This is a genomic window from Mesorhizobium sp. M7A.F.Ca.US.006.01.1.1, from assembly GCF_003997935.1.
GTDB lineage: Bacteria > Pseudomonadota > Alphaproteobacteria > Rhizobiales > Rhizobiaceae > Mesorhizobium.
In genome coordinates this window covers 1-5,106 of sequence record NZ_RZQL01000363.1, presented here as the reverse complement: position 1 = coordinate 5,106, position 5,106 = coordinate 1, and the positions used below count along the sequence as shown (strand labels likewise).

The following is a 5,106-nucleotide window of genomic DNA, read 5'->3' as shown; positions in this document are numbered from 1 at the left end:
GGGCGGGGTAATCCCCACAGGCCGCCTCTTGGGAGAGCTACGGCATTTCCCCCCAAAATTTAGTTTCGCCAAGGGAACAGCTGCTCATGAGGAAGGCCGAAGCTGCAAATCGGCTCCGGCCTGCACGTCCTCAGTCTTTGCAGCTTTCGTCCGCCTTTGCCGCCGCGGCCTTATCACCATGCTGCTGCGCCTCAATGTCTTGCTGCGAGGTTGCAAGATTTTTGTCGCCGCCGCCTTCAGCTCCCGCCAATGGCATTGTGGCGCCATCCTTGGCGGCTGGCTTGCCCGCGCTGTCCGATGCTTTCGGGGTCTCTAAAGGCGCGTGAGTTCCATCTTTCGAAATACCGGCGGTCTGCTCGGCATCCGTCCCTGCGTTGGAAGCCGACTTGTCCGGGCATGCGGCGATCGCAGACCCGGCAGCAAGTGACATTGCGATCGCGATTATCGATGAAGCCATTCTCATCATGCTCATCCTTCTGTTTGAGTGCCCTGCGGATGAAACTGGCGGCGCATTTCTTTGTTCCGAACGGCCGGTCCACCGCCCGGCAAAACCCAGTTAACCGGTCAGGCACGGGCTAGCGGGAGCGAAGCCGGGCGATGCGTGCAGAGGGCTTCGCATTTCTCGCACGGAAGCACGAAAACCGTTACTTTTCAGAGGGCTTTCACGGTGGAGATGCCACAATCCTGCCCGGTTGCGGCCACAATCGGTTAATACCGTGATAAGCAATTCCTGCGCACAAAGGATCGGGGTTCAAGGGCGTCGTTGGTATTTGTCGGTTTCGGCTTCTCCGACAGTTGGATACGGCGTCTCAGGTCGAGACTGAAGGGGACATCAGGAAAATGCAGGCTGTGACGCAACCGCGTCTTCGTCGCGCTGCTACAGTTGCGTTGTTTGCCATGTCGGCCGCCTTGCTGGCGGCCTGCGCGTCGCAGCCTGAGCCGAAAGCGATGGTCCACAAGAAGACCCGCTCCAAGGAATATTTCGCCGAATCCGAATATGGCGTGAAGGCAAGCCCACGTGTGATCTCCCAGAATGGGCGCATCCAACGTGGCGGCGGCAGGGATCAGCTTGGCAAACCCTATCAGGTCCGCGGCAAGTGGTATTACCCGAAGGAAGACAAGCGCTACGCCAAGGTCGGCCTGGCCTCCTGGTATGGCGATGCCTTCCATGGTCGGCTTACCGCCAATGGCGAAGTCTACGACATGACCCATCTGACCGCGGCGCACCCGACCATGCCGCTGCCAAGCTATGCCCGCGTCACCAATCTCAAGACCGGCAGTTCGGTCATCGTTCGCGTCAACGATCGCGGCCCATATCACGAGGGCCGCATCATCGATGTATCGGAGCGCGCTGCCCAGATGCTTGACTATGCCAACACCGGCACCGCTCAGGTGAAGGTCGAATATGTCGGCCGCGCGCCGCTCGACGGCGATGACGACCAGTACCTGATGGCTTCCTACCATCCCGGCAACAGGGCGCCGGACCCGTCGGATGGGCTGCCGACAGGCGTCATGGTCGCCATGAACGGGCCATCGCCAAGCCTGCCTGCGGGCACTGCTGCCGTGCCGTTTCCGGGCCAGTTGACCGATTCCGGCTCTGTCCAGCCGGTCATGTCGACTCTGGCGCTTCCGGATTTCGGCCCGATCGTGCCGGAGCGTCCGCAGATCAATCTGCCGCCGCAATCGCCGTTTGCCGTGGCCTCGCTGTCCTATGCCGACGAGCGGGTCGAACGCGCCTCAAATGCCTTCGCCGCGATGGGTGGCGACGGGATGTCGCCGGCCGACGTGCTTCAATCGTGGAAGCGGCAGCCGCCACCGGCCGGTCCGTCCACCGATTATGTCGCGGCTGGTTCGTTCGAGGATGCAGCGGAGGCCAAGCGTATTGCCGCTCAGCTTGCCGCATACGGCAAGATCGAGATCCAGCGCTCGGAACTCGATGGCGAGGATTGGTATTCGGTCAATCTCTATCCCGATGGCCACCGCAATCTGGATGATTTGCTGCAAGCAGCATGGTCGCATGGCGCGCCCGATGCCCTGGCTGTGCGCAACTGAGCGCAAGCCTGGTCGGATTTCCGCTGCGCGGTTGATCCGCCACGCAAAAAGCCTGATACTTTTCGCGGGCTTGCCGGCGGTGCCGGCCAATGGGTCGAACATGATGCAATTTCGCTTGCTTCCGCCTCTCGCCGGGCTTCTGGTTTTTGGCTTGCTGCTGTTTTTCCAAGCTCCGGCCGGTGCGCAGCTATTCGAGACGAAGGCCGCCCAGGCATTCATGATCGACGCCGAGACCGGGACGGTGCTGTTTTCAAAGGATGCCGACAAGCCGATACCGCCGGCCTCGATGGCCAAACTGATGACCATGGAAGTGGTTTTCAACGCCATCAAATCAGGCCGCCTGAAGCTCGACGATACGTTCGTGGTCAGCGAAAATGCCTGGCGCAGGGGTGGCGCGCCTTCGGGAACATCGACGATGTTCGCCAAGCTCAAGTCATCGATCCGGCTCGAGGACCTGATACAGGGCGTGACCGTGCAGGCGGCCAATGACGGCTGCATCGTCATCGCCGAAGGCATGTCGGGATCCGAGGATAATTTTGCCGCGCAGATGACCGAACGTGCCCGCCAGATCGGCCTCAAGACGTCGACTTTCGTCAATTCAACCGGCCTGCCGGCGGATGGCCAGCAGACGACCGTGCGCGAACTGGCGCAGCTCGCCCTGCACCTGTGGCGCGATTATCCGGATTTCTATCGCTATTACAGCCAGAAGGATTTCACCTGGAACAAGATCTCGCAGAGGAACCGCAATCCGCTGCTGGCGATGGACATCGGCGCCGACGGCCTGGCGGTCGGTGCGAGCGAGGCGGCCGGTTTCGGCATCGTCGGTTCGCTCAGCCACAATGGTACCCGCGTGATCGCGGCGATGAGCGGGCTGGCCTCGGACAAGGAGCGCGCCGAGGAAGCGCGAAAGCTGCTCGACTGGGGTATCCGCTCCTTCGAGAAGACCGAAATTTTCGCCAAGGACGAGGTGGTTGGAGAAGCCCAGGTTTTCGGCGGAGCCAAATCCGGGGTGACGCTGAAGGCCAAGGGTCCTATTGACATCTTCCTGCCGATCACCAACCGCGACAAGCTGACGGCCAGGATCGTCTATGACGGCCCGGTTGCAGCACCGGTGGAGGAGGGGCAGCCGGTGGGCGCGCTGCGCGTCTGGATCGGCGATACGCTCAGCCAGGAGACGCCGCTTTTCGCCGCCGAATCGATCGGCGTCGGCACGCTGCCGCAGCGCGCGCTCGATGCCGTCAAGGAACTGGCGGTCGGCTGGCTGCGATAACGCATATCACTCAAACCAGCCATGGTTTTGGGGGCGACTGCACAAGGGCAAAAAATTGACGGCATGGACGTTTGGCCGAACGCGGACTATCTAGAGCGCTACAATCCCATTCAGCCATGGACAAGAAGGCCTCTCGGTTGGCACGCGGTTTTTTCATCACCTTCGAAGGCGGCGAGGGAGCAGGCAAGTCGACGCAGATCGAGCGGCTGGCCAGGAAGATGCGCGCCAAGAAATACGATGTGCTGCTTACCCGCGAACCCGGCGGCTCGCCGGGCGCCGAAGCGGTCAGGCATGTGCTGCTTTCGGGCGCAGCCGAACCGTTCGGACCGAAGATGGAAGCGCTGCTTTTCGCCGCCGCGCGGTCCGATCATGTCGAGCAGGTGATCCGGCCGGCGGTCGAGCGTGGCTCCATCGTGCTTTGCGACCGCTTCCTCGATTCCTCACGCGTCTATCAGGGCGTCACCGGCGGCATCGATCCAGCGTTCATGGATGCGCTGGAGCAGGTCGCCATCAACGGCATGATGCCGGACATGACGCTGATCTTCGACATCGACCCGGCGGAAGGCTTGAGGCGCGCAACGCTGCGCCGCGGCACCGAGGCAGTCGCCGACCGTTTCGAAAAGGAGACGCTGGCGATCCACCAGGCCCGCCGCGAGGCGTTTCTGGCGATCGCCAAGGCCGAGCCGGAGCGCTGCATCGTGGTTGATGCGGCCGCCGATCCCGACGTGGTCGAAAATGTCGTCACCGCCGCCGTCTTCGCGTCGCTGGAAGCGAGAACGCCGGCACGCGACAGGCAGGCGACACCGGCATGATTTTTGAGCGCATCGCACCCGAGCAGCACGACACGCTCGACGGCGTGCCGGAGCCCTCCGAAACGCCCCTTCTGGTCGGGCATAGCCAGGCTGCAGGCGTGCTCACCGCCGCCTATCGTGCGGGCAAGCTGCCGCATGCGCTGATCTTTTCCGGGCCAGTCGGCATCGGCAAGGCGACGCTGGCCTTCCACCTTGCGCATCATCTGTTGAAGCACCCGGATTTCTCGCAGGCGCCGGAAAGCCTTGCCGCTCCCGATCCGGCGTCGTCGCTGTTTCGCCAGATCGCCACCGGGGCGCATCCTTCCGTGCTGCATCTGACCCGGCCGCTGAATGACAAGACCAAGAGTTTCAAGACGGTTGTCACCGTCGATGAGATCCGCAAGGTCAGCCGCTTCCTGTCGCTGACCTCGCATGACGGCAGCTACCGGGTCGTCATCGTCGACCCAGCCGATGACATGAACGCCAATGCCGCCAATGCCTTGCTGAAGAACCTTGAAGAACCGCCGGCACGAACGCTGTTCATCCTGATCGTCCATGCACCGGGCAGTCTGCTGCCGACGATCCGGTCGCGCTGTCAGGTGGTGCGGTTGAACCCGCTCGACGCCGACGACCTGATGACGGTGCTGGAAACGACCGAGCCGGCGCCGCCTGACGATCCGGCGGCGCGCGCGGCACTGGTCGAGCGGGCAGGGGGCAGCGCCCGCAACGCCATCCTGCTGACGCAGTATGGCGGGCTGGAGATCGCCTCCACGCTCGACGCTCTGGTCACCGGAAGAAAGAGTGATGTCGGCGGCGCGTTCCGCCTCGCCGAAGCCGTGGCCGGCCGCGATCAGGCGATCCAGTTCGATATCTTCAACCGCCGGGCGCTGGACCTGTTGTCGGACGCGGCAAGCCAGGCAGCACTGGCTGGCGATCTCGCGCGAGCCAAAACGCTGTCGGACACTTGGCATGAGGCGCTGGACGCTATATCTG

At 62.8% G+C, this 5,106-nt stretch carries 5 protein-coding genes; 4 read left to right on the top strand and 1 reads right to left on the bottom strand.

Annotated elements, in window-relative coordinates; genetic code table 11:
* Nucleotides 1-130 precede the first annotated feature (130 nt).
* Complete coding sequence (locus tag EN943_RS34825) at nt 131-466, bottom strand: hypothetical protein (protein ID WP_127416362.1); 336 nt, start codon at nt 464-466, stop codon at nt 131-133.
* 374 nt (nt 467-840) lie between these two features.
* On the opposite strand from EN943_RS34825, the gene EN943_RS34820 reads away from it, so the two are divergent.
* The 4 genes from EN943_RS34820 to EN943_RS34805 all read left to right on the top strand — a co-directional run.
* Nucleotides 841-2,052: a septal ring lytic transglycosylase RlpA family protein gene (locus tag EN943_RS34820; RefSeq protein ID WP_127416361.1), complete on the top strand. Its 1,212-nt coding sequence runs from the start codon at nt 841-843 to the stop codon at nt 2,050-2,052.
* A 103-nt stretch (nt 2,053-2,155) separates the two neighbouring features.
* Entirely contained in the window at nt 2,156-3,322 is a 1,167-nt protein-coding gene (locus EN943_RS34815; protein WP_164778544.1) for a D-alanyl-D-alanine carboxypeptidase family protein, read from the top strand.
* 137 nt (nt 3,323-3,459) lie between these two features.
* Nucleotides 3,460-4,134, top strand: coding sequence for a dTMP kinase (gene tmk, locus EN943_RS34810; RefSeq protein WP_164778543.1), 675 nt, complete (start codon nt 3,460-3,462; stop codon nt 4,132-4,134).
* On the top strand, nt 4,131-5,106 hold a 976-nt coding region (locus tag EN943_RS34805; RefSeq protein ID WP_127416358.1), incomplete at its 3' end, for a DNA polymerase III subunit delta'. The genes tmk and EN943_RS34805, both read left to right, overlap by 4 nt.

Bases quoted from the DNA above. Each gene is read 5' to 3' on its own strand.
- EN943_RS34820 (WP_127416361.1), top strand. From the start codon at position 841: ATGCAGGCTGTGACGCAACCGCGTCTTCGTCGCGCTGCTACAGTTGCG.
- EN943_RS34815 (WP_164778544.1), top strand. From the start codon at position 2,156: ATGCAATTTCGCTTGCTTCCGCCTCTCGCCGGGCTTCTGGTTTTTGGC.
- EN943_RS34825 (WP_127416362.1), bottom strand. From the start codon at position 466: ATGATGAGAATGGCTTCATCGATAATCGCGATCGCAATGTCACTTGCT.